The 24,139-nt window shown below is 30.2% G+C and carries 18 protein-coding genes and 4 pseudogenes; 12 read left to right on the top strand and 10 right to left on the bottom strand.

Annotation, left to right across the window (positions count from 1 at the left end):
• The first annotated feature begins 4 nt into the window (after window positions 1-4).
• The 12 genes and pseudogenes from ACOTU8_RS07740 to aspB all read left to right on the top strand — a co-directional run bounded on the left by ACOTU8_RS07740 (window position 5) and on the right by aspB (window position 11,144).
• Window positions 5-1,015, top strand: a complete 1,011-nt coding sequence (locus ACOTU8_RS07740) for a methionine ABC transporter ATP-binding protein (RefSeq protein ID WP_422342413.1) — start codon at window positions 5-7, stop codon at window positions 1,013-1,015.
• Window positions 1,012-1,923 (top strand): methionine ABC transporter permease, encoded by a 912-nt coding sequence (locus tag ACOTU8_RS07735; RefSeq protein WP_422342412.1) that lies wholly within the window; start codon window positions 1,012-1,014, stop codon window positions 1,921-1,923. The genes ACOTU8_RS07740 and ACOTU8_RS07735 overlap by 4 nt, the downstream gene beginning before the upstream one ends.
• Before the next feature lie 192 nt (window positions 1,924-2,115).
• Window positions 2,116-2,889, top strand: a complete 774-nt coding sequence (locus tag ACOTU8_RS07730) for a MetQ/NlpA family ABC transporter substrate-binding protein (protein WP_422342411.1) — start codon at window positions 2,116-2,118, stop codon at window positions 2,887-2,889.
• A 48-nt stretch (window positions 2,890-2,937) separates the two neighbouring features.
• Window positions 2,938-3,716, top strand: a pseudogene (locus ACOTU8_RS07725) (MetQ/NlpA family ABC transporter substrate-binding protein).
• A gap of 83 nt (window positions 3,717-3,799) precedes the next feature.
• Window positions 3,800-4,462, top strand: a complete 663-nt coding sequence (gene flgA / locus ACOTU8_RS07720; protein ID WP_422342410.1) for a flagellar basal body P-ring formation chaperone FlgA — start codon at window positions 3,800-3,802, stop codon at window positions 4,460-4,462.
• On the top strand, window positions 4,459-5,022 hold the full coding sequence (locus ACOTU8_RS07715; RefSeq protein ID WP_052834597.1) for a UbiX family flavin prenyltransferase: 564 nt from the start codon (window positions 4,459-4,461) through the stop codon (window positions 5,020-5,022). Before flgA ends, ACOTU8_RS07715 begins: the two co-directional genes overlap by 4 nt.
• Before the next feature lie 39 nt (window positions 5,023-5,061).
• Entirely contained in the window at window positions 5,062-5,538 is a 477-nt protein-coding gene (gene coaD / locus ACOTU8_RS07710; RefSeq protein ID WP_422342409.1) for a pantetheine-phosphate adenylyltransferase, read from the top strand.
• Window positions 5,529-6,107 (top strand): dTMP kinase, encoded by a 579-nt coding sequence (gene tmk / locus ACOTU8_RS07705; RefSeq protein WP_038401228.1) that lies wholly within the window; start codon window positions 5,529-5,531, stop codon window positions 6,105-6,107. The genes coaD and tmk overlap by 10 nt, the downstream gene beginning before the upstream one ends.
• Window positions 6,104-7,330 (top strand): histidine--tRNA ligase, encoded by a 1,227-nt coding sequence (gene hisS, locus ACOTU8_RS07700; RefSeq protein ID WP_422342408.1) that lies wholly within the window; start codon window positions 6,104-6,106, stop codon window positions 7,328-7,330. The genes tmk and hisS overlap by 4 nt, the downstream gene beginning before the upstream one ends.
• Window positions 7,327-9,162 carry a biosynthetic arginine decarboxylase gene (gene speA, locus ACOTU8_RS07695; protein ID WP_422342407.1) on the top strand — a complete coding sequence of 612 codons (1,836 nt, stop codon included), beginning with the start codon at window positions 7,327-7,329 and terminating at the stop codon, window positions 9,160-9,162. The genes hisS and speA overlap by 4 nt, the downstream gene beginning before the upstream one ends.
• The gene (gene cysE / locus ACOTU8_RS07690; RefSeq protein ID WP_422342406.1) at window positions 9,163-9,789 is read left to right on the top strand and encodes a serine O-acetyltransferase; all 627 of its coding nucleotides are present in this window, start codon (window positions 9,163-9,165) and stop codon (window positions 9,787-9,789) included.
• Window positions 9,790-9,974: 185 nt separating this feature from the next.
• A complete protein-coding gene (gene aspB / locus ACOTU8_RS07685) occupies window positions 9,975-11,144 on the top strand; it encodes a pyridoxal phosphate-dependent aminotransferase (RefSeq protein ID WP_422342405.1) in 1,170 nt (389 codons plus the stop codon).
• Window positions 11,145-11,203: 59 nt separating this feature from the next.
• Here the strand turns inward: aspB and ACOTU8_RS07680 are convergent, their stop codons facing one another.
• The 10 genes and pseudogenes from ACOTU8_RS07680 to hrcA form a co-directional block, all read right to left on the bottom strand.
• On the bottom strand, window positions 11,204-11,545 hold the full coding sequence (locus tag ACOTU8_RS07680; protein WP_002871440.1) for a cupin domain-containing protein: 342 nt from the start codon (window positions 11,543-11,545) through the stop codon (window positions 11,204-11,206).
• A 70-nt stretch (window positions 11,546-11,615) separates the two neighbouring features.
• Complete coding sequence (locus tag ACOTU8_RS07675) at window positions 11,616-12,647, bottom strand: MBL fold metallo-hydrolase (RefSeq protein WP_422342404.1); 1,032 nt, start codon at window positions 12,645-12,647, stop codon at window positions 11,616-11,618.
• A 26-nt stretch (window positions 12,648-12,673) separates the two neighbouring features.
• A pseudogene (locus ACOTU8_RS07670) lies at window positions 12,674-15,596 on the bottom strand (type I restriction endonuclease subunit R).
• Complete coding sequence (locus ACOTU8_RS07665) at window positions 15,589-16,569, bottom strand: AAA family ATPase (RefSeq protein ID WP_422342403.1); 981 nt, start codon at window positions 16,567-16,569, stop codon at window positions 15,589-15,591. Before ACOTU8_RS07665 ends, ACOTU8_RS07670 begins: the two are co-directional and overlap by 8 nt.
• Window positions 16,538-17,769 (bottom strand): annotated as a pseudogene (locus ACOTU8_RS07660) (AAA family ATPase). Before ACOTU8_RS07660 ends, ACOTU8_RS07665 begins: the two are co-directional and overlap by 32 nt.
• Window positions 17,770-17,798: 29 nt before the next feature.
• Window positions 17,799-18,392, bottom strand: a complete 594-nt coding sequence (locus ACOTU8_RS07655) for a restriction endonuclease subunit S (protein ID WP_422342402.1) — start codon at window positions 18,390-18,392, stop codon at window positions 17,799-17,801.
• Window positions 18,389-20,300, bottom strand: a pseudogene (locus tag ACOTU8_RS07650) (type I restriction-modification system subunit M). The gene ACOTU8_RS07655 and the pseudogene ACOTU8_RS07650 overlap by 4 nt, the downstream one beginning before the upstream one ends.
• 130 nt (window positions 20,301-20,430) lie before the next feature.
• Window positions 20,431-22,302 (bottom strand): molecular chaperone DnaK, encoded by a 1,872-nt coding sequence (dnaK, locus tag ACOTU8_RS07645; RefSeq protein ID WP_052797744.1) that lies wholly within the window; start codon window positions 22,300-22,302, stop codon window positions 20,431-20,433.
• A 21-nt stretch (window positions 22,303-22,323) separates the two neighbouring features.
• Entirely contained in the window at window positions 22,324-22,854 is a 531-nt protein-coding gene (gene grpE, locus ACOTU8_RS07640) for a nucleotide exchange factor GrpE (RefSeq protein WP_422342401.1), read from the bottom strand.
• On the bottom strand, window positions 22,851-23,642 hold the full coding sequence (gene hrcA, locus ACOTU8_RS07635) for an HrcA family transcriptional regulator (protein WP_422342400.1): 792 nt from the start codon (window positions 23,640-23,642) through the stop codon (window positions 22,851-22,853). The genes grpE and hrcA overlap by 4 nt, the downstream gene beginning before the upstream one ends.
• Between the last annotated feature and the right edge of the window lie 497 nt (window positions 23,643-24,139).

The raw sequence follows: 24,139 nt of genomic DNA, 5'->3' as shown, positions 1-24,139 counted from the left end.
AAATTTGATAAAAATAAAAAATTTAAAAAAATATTATGGCAAGGAACTCGTGATAAACGATATTTCTTTGGAGATTAAAAAGGGTGAAATTTACGCCATAGTAGGTCATAGTGGAGCTGGAAAATCCACTCTTTTAAGATGTATTAATGGACTTGAGAATTATCAAGAAGGAAGCTTAAAAGTCTTTGAACAAGAAATTAAAGATTTAAGTCAAAAAAAATCAAAAGATTTAAGAGTGCTTAGAAAAGATATAGGGATGATTTTTCAAAATTTTGCCCTAATGGAGCGCAAAAATGTATTTGAAAATGTTGCTATGCCTTTAAGAACACACTATACTCAGTGTAAATTTCATGCCAAGCTTTTTAATAAAGAATACATGAGCGAAAAAGAAATTGCCCAAAAAGTCAATTCTTTACTTGAAATCGTAGGACTTGATCATAAAAATAAATCCTATCCAAGAGAACTGAGCGGGGGGCAAAAACAACGCGTTGCTATTGCTAGAGCCTTAGCTTTAAACCCAAAAATTTTACTTAGCGATGAAGCTACTTCGGCTCTTGATCCAAACACTACAAAAAATATTTTAGAGCTTATATCTAAAATCAATGCTGAATTTGGGATTACTGTTGTTTTAGTAACTCACGAAATGGATGTGGTGAAAGACATAGCTCAAAAAGCTTTATTACTTGAACATGGACAAATCATAGGAAGCGGAGCAATTGATGAGCTTTTTTTAAGGCCTAATGCTAAAATGAAAGAATTTTTAGGAGAAAGCGATTTCTTGCCTAAACACGGACTTAATATCAAACTTTACTTTCCAAAAGAAGTTGCCCAAAATAGCGTCATCACTCATATGGCAAGAACTCTAAATATAGACTTTAACATAGTTTGGGGTAAAATAGAAAAACTGAATGGAAAAGCCTTGGGAAATTTAGTTATAAATATAAATGAAAAGGATAAAGACAAGGTTCTTAATTACATAGAAAAAAGTGGAGTATTATGGGAGGTGGCATCATGAACGAAGAAAACATCTCTATCATCAGTGCTTTTTTTGGTAGAATTTCTCAATTTTTTAATGAATTTTCTTGGCAGGATATTAAAGAAGTGAGTTTAAGTTCTATCACAAGTTTCAGTGAAAATTATGAAAACATTTTAAAACCTGCGCTTAATGAAACAATTTATATGAGTTTAATGGCTGTACTATTTGGATTTTTATTGGCTATCATTCCTGGAATTTTACTTGCTATTTGGGATAAAAACGGAATTAAAGAAAATAAAATCGCTTATGGTATTTTAGATTTTTTTACAAATATACTGCGCGCCTTTCCATTTTTAATTCTTATAGTTGTTCTTTTACCACTTTCTAAAATCATAGTAGGCACAAGCATAGGCACAAATGCTACCATAGTTCCTTTAGCTATCGGAATAGCTCCTTATTTAGCGAAGATGCTTGAAAGTGCTTTTAAAGAAATAGACAAAGGAATCATAGAAGCAGCAAAAAGTTATGGTGCTAGCAATATTCAAATTATCTTCAAGGTTATCTTTAGCGAAGCCCTTCCTGCTATAATTAGCGGAATTACCCTAACTTTGATCTTTACCATTGGTTTTTCTGCTCTTGCTGGAACTGTCGGTGGTGGTGGATTAGGAGATGTAGCTATTCGCTATGGTTATGAAAGATTTAACAAAGAAGTTATGATTCAAACTGTAGTTATTTTACTTATATTAGTTCAGTTAGTTCAAATTCTAGGTAATTTATTTTATACTTGGGCTAAAAATAGTAAAACTACATATATCATTGCCACTCTATTGATTTTACTTGGAGTTAGCATAGTTATCAATATAAACAATGATGAAAATTTCTTTTGGCAAGTAATTGTTTTTATCTTATTTTTAGGAAGTTTGCTTTATAAAGGTTTCAAAAAATAAGGATATTATATCTCCTTTTAAGATAAATATAAGTTTTTTTAAGTAAAATTTAAACAAAAAATTAAAGGAAATAGGAATGGTGTATCAGATGCGCTAATCTGACTATCAATAAGTTTTTATATGCTTCTTCCTGATAGTCAGAGTGAATTTATTAAGATTAAAGCAAGCACAAAATGACTAAAAAGGAAAAAAATGAAAATCAAATCTTTATTTATAGCAAGTATTTTAACATTAAGTCTTAATGCAAATGCATTAGAAACCATCACAGTTGCAGCAACTCCTGTCCCCCATGCTGAAATCCTAGAACAAGTAAAACCTGATTTAGAAAAACAAGGCTACAAACTTGAAATCAAAGAATTTACGGATTATGTTTTGCCTAATCTAGCTGTTGATAATCAAGAAGCCGATGCAAATTTTTTCCAACATACTCCTTATTTGGAAGAATTTAATAAAAACAAAGGCACCAAACTTATCAAAGTAGCTGCCATACACATAGAACCTATGGCTGTTTACTCCAAAAAATACAAAAGTCTAGATGATATTAAAGAAGGGATTAAAATCGCCATTCCAAATGATCCAACCAATGAAAGTAGAGCTTTAGATATTATTGCAAAAAAAGGTTTGGTAAAATTTAAAGATAAGACTTTAAAAACACCTCTTGATATTATAGACAATCCTAAAAAAATTAAATTTGTAGAATTAAAGCCCGCACAACTTCCAAGAGCTTTAGATGATGTTGATTTTGCTGTAATTAATTCCAATTACGCTCTCTCTGCAAATCTAAATCCTGCAAAAGATAGCGTATTTATCGAAGATAAAGAAAGCCCGTATGCAAACATTCTTGTTGTAAGAGTGGGACATGAAAACGATCCAAAAATCAAAGCCTTAATCCAAGCTCTACAAAGTGATAAAATCAAACAATTTATCATAGAAAAATACAACGGATCTGTTTTACCTGCTTTTTAATTTTGTCCCTTATCTAGGGGCTTTTTTCTTAAATACAAAGGAGTTTTTATGAATTTATTTAAAATTATTATACTCACTTGCATTCTAAAATTTATCTAGTCTATTTGCACAAAACATTACTATAGGAGCCACTCCAAATCCTTTTGGTAGCTTGTGCTAGAACTAATGAAAGATGATTTTAAAAACAAAAGGGTATGAACTTAAAATAGTAGAATTTTCAGACTATATTTTGCCCAATCGTGCATTAGAGGAAAAAGAACTTGATGCAAATTTATATCAACACAAACCTTTTTTTAGAAGAATACAACCTAAAAAAAGGTTCAAATTTAATTGCAACAACGCCTGTACTTATAGCTCCAGTAGGAGTTTATAGTAAAAAAATCAAAAATTTAGAAAATCTTAAAGAAGGTGCTAGAGTTGCTATACCTAATGATGCCACCAATGAAAGCAGAGCCCTTGATTTACTAGCTAAAGCAAATTTAATAGAATTTAAAAGTCAAAGCACCCTTAAAACCCCTATTGATATAAGTAAAAATCCAAAAAATCTTAAATTTATAGAGCTTAAAGCCGCACAACTTCCAAGAGCCCTAAATGATACTGATTTGGCTGTTATTACTACAAACTATGCTCTTGGAGCCGGCTTAAATCCTTCAAAAGATGGTATTTTTATGGAAGATAAAGATAGTTTATATGCTATTGTTTTAGCTACAAGAAAAGGTAAAGAAACAAGTCAAAAAAGTCTTGTCATTAAAGAAATTTTAACAAGTGATAAAATTAAAAATTTCATCATAGAAAAATACAAAGGCTCTGTTATTCCTACTTTTTAACTCTATACAAAGCCTTCTAAAGGCTTTGTTAAACTTATAAAAGCTAAAATACTATTTATTGCTTTATAATTCTTAGGATAAAAATGAAAATTATTTTTTTAACTTTTTTTATTGTAATAAATTATATCCAAGCAGCTAGTTTAGAAGAAATCAAAACAGCGCTAGCTAAAGAATTTAGAAATAATTTTCCTAAAATTATCATTTCTCAAATTGATTTAAAAATAACATCACTACCTAAAGATTTTGAACAATATGAATTTCTAAGAATCGCTAATGGACGTTTTAATCAAGCACAAGGATTTTTAAGGGCTGAATTTAAGACTCCGCAAAATATACAAAAAAATGTATTTTTTAGATATTTCATTCAAGCAAATTTAGAAGTTTTAAAAAGCGAACGTGTTATAAAAAGAGGAGATAAACTTGGAGCTTTTGACTATAAAAGTGTATTGATTGATTTTGATAAAGTTCCTTTAAATGCCTTAACCTTAGATGATGTGGATAATCTTATAGCTAAAAGCAATATTAACAAAAACACCATTTTAAGAGCAAATATGTTTAAAACTACAGCCTTAATACGCCGAAATGATCCTATAATCGGGGTTTTAAGCGAAGCAAATGTTGATGTTTTAATCGAACTTGTAGCCTTGCAAAGTGCAAATATGGGCGAAAGGATTCGTGCAAAAAACAAAGAAGGTAAAGTTATGCAAGGCATCGTAGTGGGTAAAAATAGGATGATTATACAATGAAGGTTTTATTAGGAATTTCTGGTTCAAGCAGTGTCAATTTAGGCTTAAAATTATTAAAAAATTTAGAAAATCAATGCGAACTTTATTGTATTTTAACCCAAGGTGCAAAACTTAGTTTCAAAGCCGAAAATCAAGCAAATTTAGAAGAAATTTGTCAAGAAAATTTTAAATACACTCATTTTTTAGATGATAAAAATTTGAGTCTAAGTGTAGCAAGCGGATCTTTTGGAATAGAAAAAACCATCATTGCTCCTTGTTCGATTTCAAGTTTAGCAAAAATTCACGCTGGTTTTGCAGACACTCTTTTAATGCGTGCTGCAGCAGTGGCCTTAAAAGAAAGAAAAAAACTCATCTTAGGTGTACGCGAAATGCCTTTTTCTACTTTAAATTTAGAACATATGCTAAAACTTAGCCAAATGGGAGTTATCATCGCACCTCCTATTATCGCAAGTTATTCCAAAGCAAACAATCTAGAGCAAATGGAAAATTTTATCGTAGGTAAATGGCTAGATCTTTTAGAAATAAAACACAATTTATATGAAAAATGGCAAAATTTTTAGTTTAAATTTGTTATATTTTTAAAAAAAATTGGAGCAAAAATGACTTGTTTATATCCTGGGACTTTTGATCCTATTACCAACGGACATTTAGATGTTATAAAACGAGCTTTAAAAATTTTTGATGAAGTCATCGTTGCTATAGCAAAAAGTGAACATAAAAAACCTTGCTATGATTTAGAAAAACGTAAAGAACTAGCCCTGCTTGCAATACAAAATTTAAAAAATGTTAAAATTATTACTTTTGATAATTTACTTGTAGATTTAGCCAAAGAATTAAAAGTTAATACTATAATCCGTGGACTTAGAGCAGTGAGTGATTTTGAATACGAATTGCAAATTGGCTATGCAAATCACGCACTTTGGGAAGATATAGAAACCATTTATCTTATGCCAAGTCTAAAACATGCTTTTATTTCAAGCTCTATTGTTCGTTCTATAGTAGCACATGGGGGTGATGTAAGTTCTCTTGTTCCAAAAGAAATTCTACCTTTTTTAAAGGATGATTCTTGTATGTAGTTTTTGAAGGTATTGACTGCGTAGGAAAAAGTACGCAAATTTCACTTTTAAAAGAAATTTACAAAGACGCCATTTTCACACTCGAACCTGGTGGAACAGAACTTGGAAAGCACTTAAGAGAAATTTTACTTAATAAAACTCATCCTATTAGTAAAAGAGCTGAACTCTTGCTTTTTTTAGCTGATCGTGCTCAACATTTTGAAGAAATCTTAAAAACCAATCAAAACAAACTCATTATTAGCGATAGAAGTTTTATTTCAGGCATGGCTTATGCCAAAGATTTTGAAAACGATTTGCTTTTTGCTTTAAATAGTTTTGCTTTAGAAAATTTTTTTCCACAAAAAATTATCTTTTTAAAAGGAGATGCAAGCCTTATCCAAGAACGCCTCAGTCAAAAAGAACTAGATAGCATAGAAAAACGTGGCATTGAGTATTTTTTAAGCGTGCAAGATAAACTCGAAAAAGTGCTTCATTTTTTAAAAGAAAAAATTTCTATAGAAATTTTAACACTTGACGCAAAAGAAAGTAAAGAAAAATTACACCAACAAATAAAGGAATTTTTACAATGATTAACGCTTTAAAAGGAATGAAAGATTTATTAGATAAAGATGCATATTATTATGAAAAAGTGATTAAAACCTGTGAAGAAGTAGCTAAAAACTATGGCTTTACTTTTATCAACACACCGCATTTAGAACTTTGCACCCTTTTTAAAAGAAGTGTAGGAGAAAGTTCTGATATAGTAGGTAAAGAAATGTATGAATTTATCGATAAAGGCGAAAATCATGTTTGCATGCGTCCTGAAGGAACTGCTGGGGTGGTGCGTGCCTATATAGAAAAAAAACTCGATAAAAACACTAGTGTGAAAAGATGGTTTTATCATGGCTCTATGTTCCGCTATGAAAGACCCCAAAAGGGACGCTTAAGAGAATTTCATCAATTTGGCGTTGAAAGTTTTGGAAACGCAAGTGTTTATGAAGATGCCAGTATTATTTTAATGTTAGTAGAAATTTTTTCACGCTTAGATATTAAATTTAAACTACTGATTAACTCTTTAGGTTGTTTAGAATGTATGCCAAAATATCGTGAAAATTTAATACATTTTTTAGATAGCAAAGAAGGTTTTTGCGAGGATTGTTTGCGTAGAAAAAACTTAAATCCCATTCGTGTTTTAGACTGTAAAAATGAACATTGTCAAAGCTTGCTTAACGATGCTCCGCTTTTAAATCAAAATTTATGCTCATCTTGCCAAAAAGACTTTAAAATTTTACAAAGCGTTTTAAAAGAAAATGGAGTGGATTTTGAAGTGGATTCTAAGCTTGTTAGAGGGCTTGATTACTATTCTAAAACAGCTTTTGAATTCATTAGCGATGAAATTGGCGCAAAAGCTGCTATTGCTGGGGGCGGAAGATATGATAGACTCATTGAATACCTTGATGGAAAAAGTGGTTTTGGTGTAGGTTTTGCCATGGGCATAGAAAGAATTATAGCTATTTTAGAACAAAAAGAAGAAAAAATCCAAAGAGAAGGAATTTATCTTTGCGCTATGGATGAAATTTATATCCAAAAACTTTTGCATATCGCTACAAATTTAAGAAAAGAATATAAAGTACTTTTAAGCTATGAAGCAAGAAAGCTAGCTAAACATCTTGAAAACGCGGATAAAAATAATGCTGAAATTTTTCTTTGTATGGGAGAAAATGAAGCACAAAATGAAAGTTTGTTTTATAAAAATTTAGCAAAAAAAGAAGAAAAAATAATTAAAATTTCAGACTTAAAAAAGGTTTTATGATGGATTATGGTATTGATATTTGGGGAAATGAAAATTTCATTATCAAAAATGGTAAAGTTTGTATCAATCACGAGAAAAAACCTGCTATTATTGATATAGTTAAAGAATTAAGAGATGATGGATATAAGGGGCCTTTACTTTTAAGATTTCCTCATCTTATCCAAAAACAAATTGAAAATATTTACGGAAATTTTAATAAAGCAAGAAAAGAATTTGGCTATAAAGGAGGATTTAACGCAGTTTATCCTTTAAAGGTCAATCAATACCCTGGTTTTGTAAAGAATCTTGTAAAGCTTGGAAAAGACTATAACTACGGACTTGAAGCAGGTTCTAAAGCAGAGCTTTTACTCACTATGGCTTATAATAACGAAGGTGCACCTATTACCGTAAATGGCTTTAAAGATAGAGAACTTATCAATATAGGCTTTATCGCAGCTGAAATGGGACATAATATCACTTTAACCATAGAAGGACTTAATGAACTTGAAGCTATCATAGACATAGCCAAAGAGCGTTTCAAACCTAAACCAAATATAGGCTTACGTGTGCGTTTGCATTCTGCTGGAGTTGGAATTTGGGCAAAAAGCGGTGGGATTAATTCTAAATTTGGGCTTACATCCACTGAACTCATAGAAGCAGTAAATTTACTTAAAGAAAACAAACTTTTAGAACAATTTACCATGATTCACTTTCATCTAGGCTCTCAAATTACTGAAATTCATCCTTTAAAAAAAGCCCTAAATGAAGCAGGAAATATCTATACAGAACTTAGAAAAATGGGAGCTAAAAATCTAAAAGCTATCAATCTTGGTGGTGGTTTGGCTGTGGAATACTCGCAATTTAAAAATGAAAAAAGTAGAAATTATACCCTAAGAGAATACGCTAACGATGTAGTTTTTATCCTAAAAAACATAGCCGAACAAAAAAAAGATTTAGAGCCTGATATTTTTATAGAAAGTGGGCGTTTTGTAGCAGCCAATCACGCCGTTTTAATCGCTCCTGTATTAGAACTTTTTTCCCAAGAATATGCAGAAAACAAACTCGTACTTAAAAAACAAAATCCAAAACTTATCGATGAACTTTACGATCTTTATAAAAGTATAAAACCTTCCAATGCTTTAGAATACTTACACGATAGCATAGATCATTTAGAGAGTATTTTAACTCTTTTTGATTTGGGCTATGTCGATTTGCAAGATCGCTCCAATGCTGAAATTTTAACTCATTTGATTACAAAAAAAGCCATCTTGCTTTTAGGCGATAAGCAAAATCCTGCGGATTTACTTGCCATACAAGATGAAGTGCAAGAAAGGTATTTGGTAAATTTTTCACTCTTTCAAAGCATGCCTGATTTTTGGGGCTTAGAACAAAATTTCCCTATCATGCCACTTGATCGCTTAGATGAAGAACCGACTCGAAGTGCAAGTATTTGGGATATAACCTGCGATAGCGATGGAGAAATTTCATACTCTAAAGATAAACCTTTATTTTTACACGATGTAGATGTAGAAAAAGAAAATTATTTTCTAGGTTTTTTTCTTGTAGGCGCTTATCAAGAAGTACTTGGAATGAAACACAATCTTTTCACTCATCCTACTGAAGCTATTATAAGTATCAATGAAAAAGGTTATGAAGTTGAGGGGATTATAGAAGCACAATCCATACTTGATGCCTTAGAAGATTTAGACTATGATATACACGCTATCATGGATATACTTAATGAACGCATAAGCAATTCCAAGCTTGTAAATGACAAACAAAAAAAACATATTTTAGGGGAACTTTATCTCTTCTTAAATGATAATGGTTATTTAAAAAGTATAGGAGTTTAGATGAATTTTTGGGGTATTATAAAAGAAGATTTTTCTCAACCAAAGGCACAAGATCCAGCTTTTAATTCTTGTATAGAACTTTTTTTTAATTACCCTGGAGTATGGGCTGTAGTAAATTACCGTTTTGCACATTTTTTTTACATAAGAAATTTTAAACGCATTGCCAGAATGATTAGTGGAATTTCACAATTTCTAACTGGAGTAGATTTGCACCCTGGAGCAGAACTTGGAAGACGTATTTTTATAGATCATGCTAATGGAGTGGTTATAGGCCAAACAGCGATCATAGAAGATGATGTTTTGATTTATCAAGGCGTTACTTTAGGTGGAACAAGTCTTGAAAAAGGCACTAAACGTCATCCAACCATAAAAAAAAGAGTGATCATAGGCTCGGGCGCAAAAGTACTTGGCAATATCACCATAGGAGAAAATGCCAAAATAGGCTCAAATGCTGTAGTGGTTAAAGATGTAGGTGCAAATTTAACTGCCGTTGGAATTCCTGCTTATATTATCGAAGAGCGTAAAAATAAAAATATTAGAGCTATAGATGCAAATTGCGATGACAAACTAGAAAAGTTAGAAAAGAAAATTTTAGAACTTGAAAATCTTATATTAAAAACAACTTAAATTACAAAAATAATAATTTTTTATAATACATAAAATTATACGTATTATTATGCGTACTAATTTTTTCTAAAAAATTAATACAAATTTTCACATTTGCTGAAATTTATAACTCATTTTTAAATTAAATTTATTGTAAAAATGCAATTTTCTGCTAAAATTAAACAAAAATTATTAAGGATTGAAAAATGCTTACAAAAAGATCTCAAGTTTTAGAAGAATCTATCACCTTAGCCATCACTGCACTTGCTAATGAACTTAAAGCTAAAGGCGAAGATATCATTAGTTTTTCAGCAGGCGAACCTGATTTTGACACATCGCAAATCATCAAAAATGCCGCTATAAATGCTATTGAAAAAGGATGTGGAAAATACACTGCCGTTGCGGGAATTCCTGAAGTATTAAAAGCTATTCAAACCAAGCTAAAAAAGGATAATAATCTTGATTATGAAACAAATGAAATCATCACCAATGTAGGCGCAAAACACTCCCTTTTTGAATGTATAGAATGCTTAGTAGAAAAAGATGATGAAGTGATTATCCCTAGTCCTTACTGGGTAAGCTATCCTGAAATGGTAAAATTTGCGGGTGGAAAACCTGTATTTATAGAAGGCTTAGAAGAAAATGGCTTTAAAATTACCACTGAACAATTAAAAAAAGTTATCACGCCTAAAACCAAGGTTTTGATACTAAATTCTCCTTCAAATCCTGTGGGATCGATTTATTCTAAAGAAGAATTAACTCAAATTGCTAAAGTTTTAGAAGGAACGCAAATCACTATTTTAAGCGATGAAATGTATGAAAAACTTCGCTATGATGGTTTTGATTTTGTAGCTTTTGCAAGCGTAAGCGAAGATGCTTTAAAACGCACTGTAACTATTAACGGACTTAGCAAATGTGGAGCTATGCCAGGATGGCGTTTTGGCTATATGGCAAGCAAAGATAAAGCCCTAATTTCAGCCGTTAAAAGACTTCAAGGACAAAGCACTTCAAATATTTGCTCCATCACTCAACATGCAGCCATTCCTGCTTTAAATGGAAAATGTGATGAAGATATAGAAAAAATGCGTCAAGCCTTTGAAAAACGCCGTAACTTAGCCTTAGATATGCTTAAACAAATCCCAAATATCAGTGTTTATAAACCAGAAGGTGCTTTTTATCTTTTTGTAAATATACAAAAAATAGAAAAAGATTCTATGAAATTTTGCCAAAAATTGCTTGAACAAGAAAAAGTTGCCGTTGTTCCAGGCATAGGTTTTGGAATGGATGGATACTTCAGACTTTCTTACGCTACGAGCGATGAACTTATCAAAAAAGGCTTAGAAAGAATAACAAATTTCATTAAAAACTATAAATAATTCTAGGTTAAAGCCTAGAATTATTTAGGCAAATTAAAACCTTATAAATCAAAATAAAATTAGGGCTTTTTAAGCACAGCATTTACCCTTTGAACACTATCTGATTTATTTAAACTCAATCTTATTATAGAATTTTCTAATCCACCTAAAGAATGCGCTACATTTGCCTCTAGGCTTATCATATCTAAAGCATTTAATTCAAATTTTTCCTTTTCCACTTCAAACCAAATTTTGCCGCTTAAAACTTGAACGTGTATAGCAAAAGGAGCCTTATGCTCTTTCATCACACTATCTTTAGCTAATAAAATTTGAATTTCTTTGCCTTTTTCATTATCAATTAAAACATTGATTTTCACTTCTTTTGGGCTAAATTCCGCCCTATTCCATTGAATGATTTTCATAAAATCTCCTTTTCTTAGTTTTATAAAACTATAGCAAAAACCAAAATATAGATTATAAACTTGTGTTAATTTATCCTTCTTTCCACCAAAAATCCTGTTTAAATTTAGCCCCTATTTCACAAGCTTCACCCATTTTTGGTGTGATAAGGGGTAAATCTAAATTTTCATAAAGAAATTTTACCACTTCATTCCACGCGTGAGTTCCTGCTAAAAATCTCCCCCAATGTATAGGCATGACGGCTTTTGCATTAAGATCTTTTGCTTCTTTTAAAATTTGCTCAGGAAAAGAGTGCGAATATGGCCAAGCGATATTAAACTGTCCACTTTCAAGACAAGCTAGGTTAAAACCTCCAAAATATTCACCTATTTTTTTAAAATGTGTAAAATATCCTCCATCTGCGCTAAAAAATACTCTCTTATCTACACTTAAAAATTCCATTACAAAAGAAGCCCAAAGGGTTTTGTTTTTACCATCTCCCCTACTTGAACTGTGTTGTGCAGATGTTGCAATGATTTTTAAATCATCAAATTCTATTCCACTCCACCAATCAAGCTCTATGATTTTTTTCTCACTCACCCCATAGCTTTTTAGATAATTTCCCACTTTTAAAGGAGTAATAAAAAATTTAGCCTTATCTTTTAAAGCTTTTACACTCTTAGCATCTAAATGATCAAAATGCGAATACGTGATAATCACAGCAAAAATTTCATTAAAATCATTTGCATTATAAACAGGAGTATTTTTAAAAGCCTTGTTGATAAAAGAAATAGGCGAAGCATGAGTGTTAAAAATAGGATCAATCAAAATTTTATATTCTTTAAAACTTACAAAAAGCGAAGAATGCCCAAGCCAAGTAATATGTGGGGTGCTAAAATCACTCAAATCAGGCTTAAAAAAAGGTAATTTAAAAGAAGGAATGGCATTTTTTGGGTAAAGATAATAATACCTCAAAATTTCTCTAAAAGATACTTTAGGAGTTATAAGACTTTGCTCGTTTTCATTAAGAAAAATTTCATATTTTTTGCCCTGCACTTTTTTAGCTTTTGATCGTTGTGTATTGGAAATATCAAAGGTTTTAAAAAAATCTACACTCACAAACATTTATCCTTTTTTGACAACTTTATACTTTAAAAATCATCACAAACCATATTAAACATTGTATTTGCTATTTTGTCTTTGAAGTCATTATTTTGAGTAAATTGTTTAAAAAGTTCCAAATTTAAATTTAAAAGATCTTGAATTTTGTCTTCTAAAATTTCATCAAATCTAATGCGCGAATTTTGCATACCTGATTTGTTAAAAGTTTCGCGTATTTCTTCATTTTTCGCTATATCATCTTTTATGTCATATAAGATTTTAGCTATTTTGTCGTTTTCGTTAAAGTCTATATTTGCGTATTTATTGTTAAAATCTTTGATGATGTTTGAAAGCTTTCTAATTCAGCTTCGACACTTTTACTTGAACCATCTGCAAAAGAAGGCTTTAGCTCTCCATTTCCTTGTAAAATGATATCTTGTGTTTTATCAAGTTGTAAGCGATAACTATCAAAATCCACATTATCTAAAATTCCTTTAGCTAAGTCCTCTGATTTAGGCAAGATGATCTTGCTAGTAAGTTTTTTAAGCAGTATATAAAGCTTTTCAAGTTCTATATCTTCATAGGGTAATATTTGAGCTAAAAAAGAATACTCTTTAAGATAAGTCCTTGCTTTATTATAAAAATCTAATTTTTCATCATCGCTTTTTTGATCAAATTTGGTTAATATTGTGTCTAATTTTGAATGAATGATATTTTCTTTTTCACTTTTTAAAATGGCATTTGTAAAATCATCTATTTCTTCTTGGGTATAAATTTCATATTCATTTAGATTTGCTTTTAAATCAAAAATTCTATTATCATCTGTGGCTTCGCTTAAGTAAGTTTGTTCATAAAATATACTAAAAGATTTTGCTATATCTTCATGGGTGTTTGCAAAGTCTAGCACGAAAGTATTTTCTTTGTTTTTGCAAGTTCGGTTTAGTCTTGATAGAGTTTGCACTGCACTTACTCCGCTTAATGTTTTATCCACATACATAGTATGTAATAATAGTATGTAATAATGGTTCATTAAATCCGGTTTGGTATTTTTCTACAACGATTAAAAAACGATACTCATCTTTTTTAAACTCATCTTTTAAAGCATTTTCTGAAAAACCATTCAAACCACTTTCACTATAAATTTCATTACTTCACTTGAAAAAAAGCCACTATAGCTTTAAAATATGGATAATTTTTTCTTAAATACTCTCTAAAAACAAGATAATACTTCACAGCATTTTCTCTTGAGCTTGCTACAACCATAGCTTTTGCTTTGCCATTTATCTTTTTAAAGCTATTTTGGAAAAAATGCTCACACATGATTTGTGATTTTTGTTCGATTGTTTTGATATTGTTTTGGACATAGGCTTTTAGTTTTGCGTTTGCTCTTTTTTTGTCGTATTTTGGATTGTCATTTGTACAAGATATGATTTTATAGTAACTTTTATACGTTGTATAGCCTTTTAATACATCGAGTATAAAACCTTCTTCTATAGCTTGTTTCATCGAGTAAAGATGAAAAGGGATAAACATTTGTTCTCCATTAACATCACAAGGCATACCAAACATTTCTAAGGTTTTTGGCTTAGGCGTAGCGGTAAATGCAAAATAAGAAGCATTGCTTTGGAGTTTTTTATTTTTTATGATTTCTAAAATTTCATCATCTAAATTTTGATTTTCATCACTGCTTTTATCCCTTATGGCTTCTGCCATTTTTTGAGCGTTGCTTCCGCTTTGACTAGAGTGTGCTTCATCGATGATGATAGCAAAAGTTTTGCTTTTTAAAGTTTTGATTTCATCTAAAATAAAAGGAAATTTTTGTATGGTTGTGATGATGATTTTCTTACCTTCTTCTAAAGCATTTTTAAGCTGTTTGCTTCCATGAGTGATAGCTTCGACTAGATCTTTTGTCTTCTGTGAAAAAGATTTTACATTTTCTCTTATTTGCCTATCAAGCACTTTTCTATCGGTTACTACGATGATAGAATCAAAGATATTTTTTTCAAGTCTATGCAAACTTACGAGATTATGTGCAAGCCAAGATATAGAATTGCTCTTGCCGCTTCCTGCACTATGCTGGATCAAGTAGCGTTGCCCTGTGTCGTTTTCTTTTGCATGGGCGAGTAGCTTTTCTACTACATCAAATTGATGATATCTAGGAAATATGATGATTTCTTCATTTTTCTTTTTTACAACTTGCACAAAATTAAAAAATAAATTTAACAAAGTATCTTTTTTAAAGATTTTCTCCCACAAATAAGCTGTTTTTATACCATCACTTGGCGGGTTGCCTGCTCCATTTGCTAAGGCTATTTTGCCACTACCATTATTTAAACCAAGGTTAAAAGGTAAAAATGTAGTCACATCTTGATCTAATTTTGTACTCATATAACAAAGATCATTATCTAGTGCAAAATGCACTATCGTATAGTTAAATATAGCTTCTTTTGGGTTTCTATCTTTTTTATACTGCTTTATAGCGTGAAAGACATTTTGCCCGGTGAAATGGTTTTTAAGCTCTATGGTGATAAGGGGCAAGCCATTTAAAAAGATCACCATATCAAGGGAGTTTTTATTTTGTGTGCTATAGTGAAGTTGGCGTATAATAGAAAGGGTGTTTTGCTCGTATTTTTTCACGCTTTCTTCGTTTGCACTAGTATTTGGTTTTGAAAAGGCTAGGTAAATTTTAATGCCTTTGATCTCCACATAGCTTTGCAAGACTTTGACTATGCCTTTGGTTTTGATCTGTGAGAAAATACGATTAAAAAGCTCTTTTTTATAGTTTTGTCTGCAACGCTTTTTAAGCTCTTCTAATGCTACACTTTGCGTAGCTTGTAAGAAATTCTCAAAAAGCTCTACATCTATGCATAAATTTTTATCGTAATTTTCATTTGTTCTTTTGATATAGGCATGGTTTTCTAACAAATATGATTCTATGAAATCTTCTAAATCTTTCTCTTGATAGTTAGTCATTGTTTTTTCCCATCATCTTTTCATAATGTTCTTCATGTTTTAATTTATTAAAAAAATTCTCAAATGCTTCAAAAAACATATTTATATCAATGTCTTTTACATCTGATATATTTTCTCTATCAGAATGAGATTCTCTACTTATATATCTATAGAAAGCTTTATATTGTATATCATTTGCAAAATACTCATTAACAATATCAATCAATTTTTTTGCATACACAAAGGCTATAAAATTTTCTAAAATATTTCTCATTGTATTAGGTATTATCGCTTTATGTGTTTTTTCCTGCTTATACTCTTTTAATATTTGCCAATAAGCTTGATAATCATTTAAAATTTCATCTCTTTTTAAGCTACTAATACAAGAAAAATTATTTTGATTTTTAAATATTCTAAACGAAGTAATATTATTCTTTTTATCTTCTTTATTGATAATTTTAAAAAATTCATGATAAAAATACAAATTATGTGTAAAAATAAAAATTTGTTTATATAAAGCATTTTCAAAAAAAGTGTGTTTTATAAGTTGGGCTATCTCATAAATATAATTAAAAGAAAGACTAGAAATAGGATCATCAATCACGATAATTTTATCTAAAATTACTTCATCTTTTTCTTTTTTACCTTGACAGAGCTGTAAAAAATACAAAAATGAAATTAAAGTTTTTTCACCTTCGCTTAAGGTTTTAAAACTAGGTTTATTTTCTCCTTCTCTTACGATAATGTAATCTTGTTTTTCATCATCTTGAGTTTTGATGCAAAAACTTAAAATTCCTAAATCTTTCAAATGGTTATTTATCTTATCAACCGCTTCTTGGATATTAATTACCTCTTTTTGTTTTTCTTTTATAGTATTTTCTATATTTTTTATTTCCTTTATGATAATTTCATATTTTTCATCTAAGTCTTTTTTTAAATCTTCCTTTTCTTTTTTATCTTTTTTATATTTTTCTATAATCTCCTTTTTTTTCAAAAATCACAAATTCCCAAAATTGTTTTTCTAATTTCTCTTTCTCATTTTTACAATTATCCAACTTGCTATTAAATTCTATGATTTTTTGTTGTATTTCTTTGATATAATCATTAAAATTTTGAAATACTTCATCAATTTTTTCTAATTCTATTTTTTTGCTAGGTTCTTTAATCTTTTCTTGAATTTTTCTAATATTTTCTTCAAGTTTTAATTTTACTTGAGAATATAATTTTTCAAATTCCAAATCTTTACTATCTAAAATATCTTTTCTATAAAAAGTTTCTATACTTGGTATATTTGAAAATAAATTTTGATATTCATCATTTAATTTTTCAATTTCTTTTATTTTTTCTTCATATGTTTTATCAAAATAATCCTCTAAATAGTTTTTAAATTCTTGAGTGATTGTATCATTTTGACAAAAAGGGCAAGTTTGAGAATCTTGCAAAACATACTTATCAAAACCATCTTTTACCCAATCTTCATTTCCTAGCTTTTTGATTAAATCTGCAATGATGCTATCTTGATTACCTACTATTATTTCATTAAATATTAAGTTATTTTCTATATTTTTAAATTCTATATTTGAAATTCCATTGATATTTTCTAATTTAACTTGTGTCGCATCAGTAAGAATATTATATTGTTTCTTTAATTCTTCTAAATTTGTATTTTGATTTATTGTATCAAGAGATAAAACTTCTTCTATTTTTGGATTTATAAAATTAAGAAAACTATCTTTGCTTCCCATTTTTCTTTCAAAAAAATCTTTAAAATTATCACTGTGATTTTGCTTGATTTTCCAAATATTATCTTTAAAATCATTTTCTATTTTTATTATATCTTCTTGCTTTTCTTTTAATTTTTTTCATTTTCATCTTGACTAGATTTTAATCTTATTAATTCTTTTTGCAAATTTTCAATTTCTTGTTTTATGCTTGTATTTTCTTCGGATAGTGTAAAAATTCCTTGCTGTTTGTCTGTATCATAAAAGTTTTTTTCAATAAAATCTTGATTATAAACTAAATTTTCTTCATTGCTTAAACCTTCTATTTTACAATCTTTAAAGTTTTCATCTTCTTGATTTGCTAAAAATTTAGAAATTTGCGTTTTTCCTGCTCCATTTAAACCATAAATCAAATTAATACGCTTATTTGTCTCTAGTGTTGTTTCATCTTTATAGCTTGCTACATTTTTCATAGAAATTTTGGTAATCATCTTCTATCCTTTTATAAATCAATCCTACCGCATACGGCTTGGTTTATGAGTGTGGTTTTGTATTCTTTTATGAGTTCTATTTGTTTTTCGGTTTTTTCTATCAATAAATCTATTTTTTCGCATTTTTCATCTAAAAATTTTGCGATTTGCTCTTGTTCTTTTAATGGTGGATAAACTATTTGCATATTGGCCATTTCATTATTCATAATTTTTGCTCCATTAGTGTCAGGACGCTTATAATAAGGGACAACATTTTGAAGAGCATAAGTCAAAAAAGACATATTTTCATTATTTCGTGGTTTTAATATTCCACATACATTTGTGCAATTATATTTTCCATTTCTAAGAAAAATTGTGCCTGCATTAACACCATCAGTTGTCCAAGTTATTTGTTCGCAATCAAAATCATAAGTTTTTATATATCCTAATATTCCATTGTTAGTTGTTTGAGAAGAATAAACTGGAAAATTTCCATTTTCATCCAATTCTTCTTGAGAAATTACACGACCTCTTCCAATACTAAAAATATGCTTTATTTTCACCACCTCCCAATGCTCTGGAATTTCGCCAAGCCATTCTATACTGCTATCTTTGAAATTTTTCATTGTATGATCTCTCTTAAAAGATCTTGCACTTCTTTTTCTAGCTTTTCTAATTCGCTGTTTATCTCTTCTAGTTTTCTTGGTGGAGTATAGGTATAAAAGTATTTGTTAAAAAGTATTTCATAACCCACACTTGCACTATCCCAAGCTATCCAAGAATTTTTCACATAGGGTTTTACTTCTGTGTCGTAGTAGCTTTGTATGTCTGTTTTGAGTGGGATTTTTTCAGTATTGTTGGTTTTATCGCTATCGATGATGAGGTTTTCTTCGCTTTTTTTGAGTTTTACACCTAAAAAGCTTATGAATTCGTTTCTATCTTCAAAATCTTGTGGGTTTTGCTCTAACTCTTGTAATTTTTCTAAGATTTTGTCTTTGTCTTTGAATTTTACAAATTTTTCATCATCTTTTAAAACTTCTATACTTTTTGGTTTTTCTATAGTGATTTTAGTATAGCCAAAGTCTTCATTGTCAAAAATTTTGCAGTCTTTGTTAGAAATATTTTCTAAAAATAACTTAGTGATTTTTTCTATATGTTCTTTAGTCATTTGATTTTGTTTAGAGCCTAAAGATTTTTTCATCTTAGAAAAATACTCTTCGCTTGTAGCGTTTATGAGTTGGACTTTGCCTTTTTTATGTTCTGGCTTTTTGTTGGTGATGATCCATATGAAAGTAGGAATTCCTGTATTGTAAAACATATTTGTAGGTAGAGCGACTATAGCTTCAAGATAGTCTTTTTCTATGATATGTTTTCTTATGGCTACCATGCCACTATCTGAGTTAAAAAGTGATGAGCCATTATGCACGCTTGCGATGCGAGAGCCTAAAGGGGTATCTGTTTTCATCTTGCTAAGCATATTGAGCAAAAACATCATTTGCCCATCGCTTTTGCTCGTAATACCTACGCTAAATCTTGGGTCATTGCAAGTTGAATTTGAACCTTTCTTTTCTACGCCTAAAATTTTTTGATCATTTTCCCAAGACTTGCCATAAGGTGGATTGCTAAGCATGAAATCAAATTGCAAATTTTGCTGATCATTGCTTAAAGTAGAGCCAAATTTTATATGATCTGGATCTTCGCCTTTTATCAGCATATCTGCTTTGCATATGGCGTAGGTTTCGGGGTTGATTTCTTGTCCGTAAAGATAAATATTTGCTTTTGATTGTATAAGACCATCAGGATCTGTGATGAATTCTTTTGACTCTGTGAGCATTCCACCGCTTCCGCAAGCATTATCATAAATAAGCCATGTTCCTTTTTTGATCTGTTCTTTTACAGGTAAAAATACAAGATGAGTCATAAGCTCTATAATCTCTCTTGGAGTAAAGTGTTCTCCGGCTTCTTCGTTATTTTCTTCGTTAAATTTACGGATAAGCTCTTCAAAAACATACCCCATGCCAAGATTACTCAAGCCTTTATGGATAACATTGCCTTTTTCATCTAAAATATCTTTTATACCGAAATTTACCTTAGGCGAGCAAAATCTTTCTATAACACCAAAAAGTATGTTTGACTCTTCTAGGGTATCGAGTTGATTTTTGAATTTAAATTTTAAAATGATATCTTTGATATTTTCACTAAAACAATCAAGATAATTTTCAAAATTTATTCTTATGTTTTTTGGATCATTTAAAAGGGTTTGTAGATTAAATCGAGAATAATTAAAAAAGCCTAGATTATTCCCTTGTTTTCCACCTAGCAAGAAATCTAAATTTTCAAATTCATCTTTATAGGTATTATTAGGTTCTAAGAACTTTATCTTTTGTAGGTTCTAAAACCGCATCAATTCTTCTTATGATTGTCATAGGTAAGATAACGTCACGGTATTTGCCCTTTACATAAACATCACGAAGCAAATCATCTGCCACACTCCATATAAAGTTGACAATGGGCTGGAATTGGCTTTGTCTCATGATGTATTCCTTGTGTTTTTATTAATAATATATTATATAAAATCACTACTAAAAAATTTTTAAAAATTAAATAAGATAAAATAGAATTGAGTTCAAGCCTTTTAACAAGGCTTGAATGAAGATTTTAAGATTACTCAACTTCAGCGTCGATTACATCGTCATCTTTTTTCTTTTTATCATTTGCTGCGTTTGGCTCATCTTTTTTATACATATTTTCAGCTAGTTTGTGAGAAACTTCGCTTAAAGCTTTCATTTTGCTTTCAATCTCTTCCTTGCTTGCATTTTGATTTTTCAAAGTCTCACGCAAATCATCAAGAGCTTTTTGGATATTTTCTTTATCAGCAGCGGCAACTTTTTCACCCAACTCACTTAAAGATTTTTCTACTTGATGAGCCAAGCTATCAGCTGCATTTCTAGCATCTACAGCTTCTTTGCGTTTTTTATCTTCTTCTTTGTGAAGTTCAGCATCTTTTACCATATTGTTAATTTCTTCTTCACTAAGTCCGCTTGAACCTGTGATTTTGATCTCTTGAGCCTTACCTGTTGCTTTATCTTTTGCACTAACAGTTAAAATACCATTTGCATCAATATCAAAAGTAACTTCGATTTGTGGCATACCGCGTGGAGCTGGTGGAATTCCCTCAAGATTGAAATTTCCTAAAGATTTATTATCACGGCTAAATTCTCTTTCCCCTTGTAAAACATTGATAGTTACAGCACTTTGATTATCTTCGGCTGTTGAGAAAACTTGCTCTTTTTTAGTTGGAATAGTTGTACCTTTTTCGATAATCTTAGTCATCACACCGCCTAGAGTTTCAATGCCTAAAGAAAGTGGAGTAACATCAAGTAAAAGTACATCTTTAACATCACCTTTTATAACTGCGCCTTGAATTGCAGCACCAATTGCCACAACTTCATCAGGATTTACAGACTTGTTAAGATCTTTATTAAAGGCTTTTTTCACTTCTTCTTGCACTAAAGGAACACGAGTAGAGCCCCCTACCATAACAATTTCTTTAATCTCATCTTTTTTAAGCCCTGCGTCACTTACTACTTCATTGATTTTAGTGATAGTTTCAGCTACTAAAGAATCAATCATGCCTTCAAATTTAGCTCTAGTGAGTTTTTTAACCAAATGTTTTGGCCCACTTGCATCTGCCGTGATAAATGGTAAATTAATTTCAGTTTCATTAGCTGAACTTAATTCCTTTTTAGCATTTTCTGCTGCTTCTTTCAAGCGTTGCAAAGCCATAACATCATTTTTAAGATCTATGCCTGTTTCATCTTTAAATTCATTAGCTAGAAAATCTATAAGTTTATTATCAAAATCATCGCCCCCTAAGAAAGCATTACCGCCTGTTGCTAAAACTTCTACCACATTATCTCCAGTTTCAAGCACAGTAACGTCAAAAGTTCCCCCACCTAAGTCATAAACTACAATTTTTTCACTATCTTTTTTATCAAGACCATAAGCTAGAGCTGCTGAAGTAGGTTCATTGATAATTCTTAATACATTAAGCCCTGCTATCGTTCCTGCTTCTTTTGTCGCTTTTCTTTGTGCATCGTTAAAATACGCAGGCACAGTGATAACCGCATCTACAACACTCTCGCCTAAGAAAGCTTCAGCATCTTCTTTTAACTTCATCAAAACTTTTGCTGAAATTTCTTGTGGAGTATAAATTTTACCTGCGATCTCAATCGCACAAGCGCCATTTCTTTCAGTAATATGATAAGGAAGTCTATTTTTAGCTTCTTTAGCCGCGTCTTCATTTATCATTAAACCCATAATTCTTTTAATAGAATAGATAGTTTTTTCAGGATTGGTTACTGCTTGGCGTTTTGCACTATCTCCTACTAAAACCTCACCTTTATCTGTAAAAGCTACCACAGAAGGAGTTGTGTTTTTACCTTCTTTATTTGGGATTACTTTACTCTCACCACGTTCATACACAGCAACACAAGAATTGGTTGTTCCTAAATCTATACCTATAACTTTACTCATTTTTTATCCTTTTATTAAAATTTATTTTGCTACACTAACTTTGGTTGGGCGGATTACGCGATCGGCTATTTTATAGCCTTTTTGAAGTACGGTAACCACTTCACCACTTTGATGATTTTCACTATCTACATGAAACATTGCCTCATGTAAATTTGGATCGAACTCTTTTTCTTCTTTAATAAGAGCCACTCCATGCTTTTCAAGTTTTTTAAGAAACAAATCTAAAGTGTTTTGCACTCCTTCTTTGATTTTTAAGCTAATTTCATCATGGCATTCGACATTGATAGCTGCTTCTAAAGCATCTAAAACATCAAGTAAATCCTTTGCAAAGCTTTCATTTGCATAAGCCATAGCACTTAGCTTTTCTTTTTCCATTCTTTTTTTAATATTTTCAAATTCAGCGTTTGCACGCATATATTTGTCTTTTAATTCATCATAGTCTTTTTGCAATTTGTTTTGCTCAACATCTTCGATATTTTGCAAATTCTCATCTTGCAAATATTCAGAATCTTCTGTGTTTTCGTTTTCAAATTCTTGCTTTTGCTCGCTCACGCCGCCTCCTTTATGTATTGTAATATTTTTTTATAATCCGTATAAACACTACCTGCTAAGATAATATTTACATCTTCACCCAAAAACTGCGCATCCACCTTAAGCCCCATGAAACCTTCTTTAAATAAAGGTTCAAATTCAAGACTTTCTTTAAAATAACGATGAACTCCACAATCTAAGAGCTTAACAAATTCATCATTTTGATAAATTTGATAAGCTCTTTCTTCATTACTTCTATAGCAAATCAAATTTTGTCTTAAACTAGCTATTTTTTCTATAAGTTCCATAAAATGAACTCTCAAAGCTATTTTTTCTATACTAAAAAGATCCAATCCTATAAGACTTTGTAAAAAATTCCATGCTTCTTTTTCATACTTTAAAACGAGCTCTTCTTCTTTAAAATCAAGCACTATAAACTTAGCATTTAGATCAAGTACTTCTTTAAGCACTAAACTTCTACCGCCATAAACAAGACAGTAAATTTCAAATTCTTTGCTTAACTCTTTTAAAAAATTCTCACTTTTGATATTGATATCTTGGTCTTGTTCTTTTTTCCAAAAACTTTGCCAATAATTTTGCATTGTCAAAATAGTAGGAATTCTACCACTACTTATATGAAGCTGAGTGATCAAACCCTCGTCGCTAAGTCTTTTAAGATAAACGCGTATAGTCGAAGCAGGGATGCAAAGATTTAAATTTAATTCATTTGAACCAATAGGAACATTATCTAAAAGATAAGTTTGGATGATGGAATCTAAAATCAAATCCTTTTTATCTCGGCTTTTCATAGCTCTTTCCTTAAATTTTTAGCACTCTATTTTTTAATTGCTAGAAGTATTATACAACATTGAGTGTTATTTTGTCAAGTATAAATATAAAAAAATATACTTAATTTTATTTAGTCTATATAACTAAACTTTTATTAGTTACTTTTTTATAAGAATACAATATATTTTAAAATAAAAAATAAAATTAAAAAATAGACTTTGAGATAGTTTTAAAAATTTAATTATTCAATTTGTACCAAAATAAGTCTATTTTATTAACAATTTTATCAAGATTGTCATAACTAAGTTTATTTATATCTACAAATTTTAAATCTAGCATTTTTACACTTTAAAAGTCTCAAAAAATTTTAAAATTATTTAGATTATAAATAAGTTTTCTTATCTCTTGTGGAACGTGGAAAAGTCTTTAAAGAATGTGTGAATAAAATTTAATTTATTTTACTTTCCATACAAAGATATTAAACTTTCCAACCCCTAAAAACACCCTTATTCTCTCT

It is taken from the genome of Campylobacter jejuni, assembly GCF_049221745.1.
In the GTDB taxonomy this organism is placed as follows: domain Bacteria; phylum Campylobacterota; class Campylobacteria; order Campylobacterales; family Campylobacteraceae; genus Campylobacter_D; species Campylobacter_D jejuni_E.
This window is presented reverse-complemented; position numbering and strand designations above follow the sequence as displayed.

Bases quoted from the DNA above. Each gene is read 5' to 3' on its own strand.
- ACOTU8_RS07735 (WP_422342412.1), top strand. From the start codon at position 1,012: ATGAACGAAGAAAACATCTCTATCATCAGTGCTTTTTTTGGTAGAATT.
- ACOTU8_RS07730 (WP_422342411.1), top strand. From the start codon at position 2,116: ATGAAAATCAAATCTTTATTTATAGCAAGTATTTTAACATTAAGTCTT.
- flgA (WP_422342410.1), top strand. From the start codon at position 3,800: ATGAAAATTATTTTTTTAACTTTTTTTATTGTAATAAATTATATCCAA.
- ACOTU8_RS07715 (WP_052834597.1), top strand. From the start codon at position 4,459: ATGAAGGTTTTATTAGGAATTTCTGGTTCAAGCAGTGTCAATTTAGGC.
- coaD (WP_422342409.1), top strand. From the start codon at position 5,062: ATGACTTGTTTATATCCTGGGACTTTTGATCCTATTACCAACGGACAT.
- hisS (WP_422342408.1), top strand. From the start codon at position 6,104: ATGATTAACGCTTTAAAAGGAATGAAAGATTTATTAGATAAAGATGCA.
- speA (WP_422342407.1), top strand. From the start codon at position 7,327: ATGATGGATTATGGTATTGATATTTGGGGAAATGAAAATTTCATTATC.
- cysE (WP_422342406.1), top strand. From the start codon at position 9,163: ATGAATTTTTGGGGTATTATAAAAGAAGATTTTTCTCAACCAAAGGCA.
- aspB (WP_422342405.1), top strand. From the start codon at position 9,975: ATGCTTACAAAAAGATCTCAAGTTTTAGAAGAATCTATCACCTTAGCC.
- ACOTU8_RS07680 (WP_002871440.1), bottom strand. From the start codon at position 11,545: ATGAAAATCATTCAATGGAATAGGGCGGAATTTAGCCCAAAAGAAGTG.
- ACOTU8_RS07675 (WP_422342404.1), bottom strand. From the start codon at position 12,647: ATGTTTGTGAGTGTAGATTTTTTTAAAACCTTTGATATTTCCAATACA.
- ACOTU8_RS07655 (WP_422342402.1), bottom strand. From the start codon at position 18,392: ATGAAAAATTTCAAAGATAGCAGTATAGAATGGCTTGGCGAAATTCCA.
- dnaK (WP_052797744.1), bottom strand. From the start codon at position 22,302: ATGAGTAAAGTTATAGGTATAGATTTAGGAACAACCAATTCTTGTGTT.
- hrcA (WP_422342400.1), bottom strand. From the start codon at position 23,642: ATGAAAAGCCGAGATAAAAAGGATTTGATTTTAGATTCCATCATCCAA.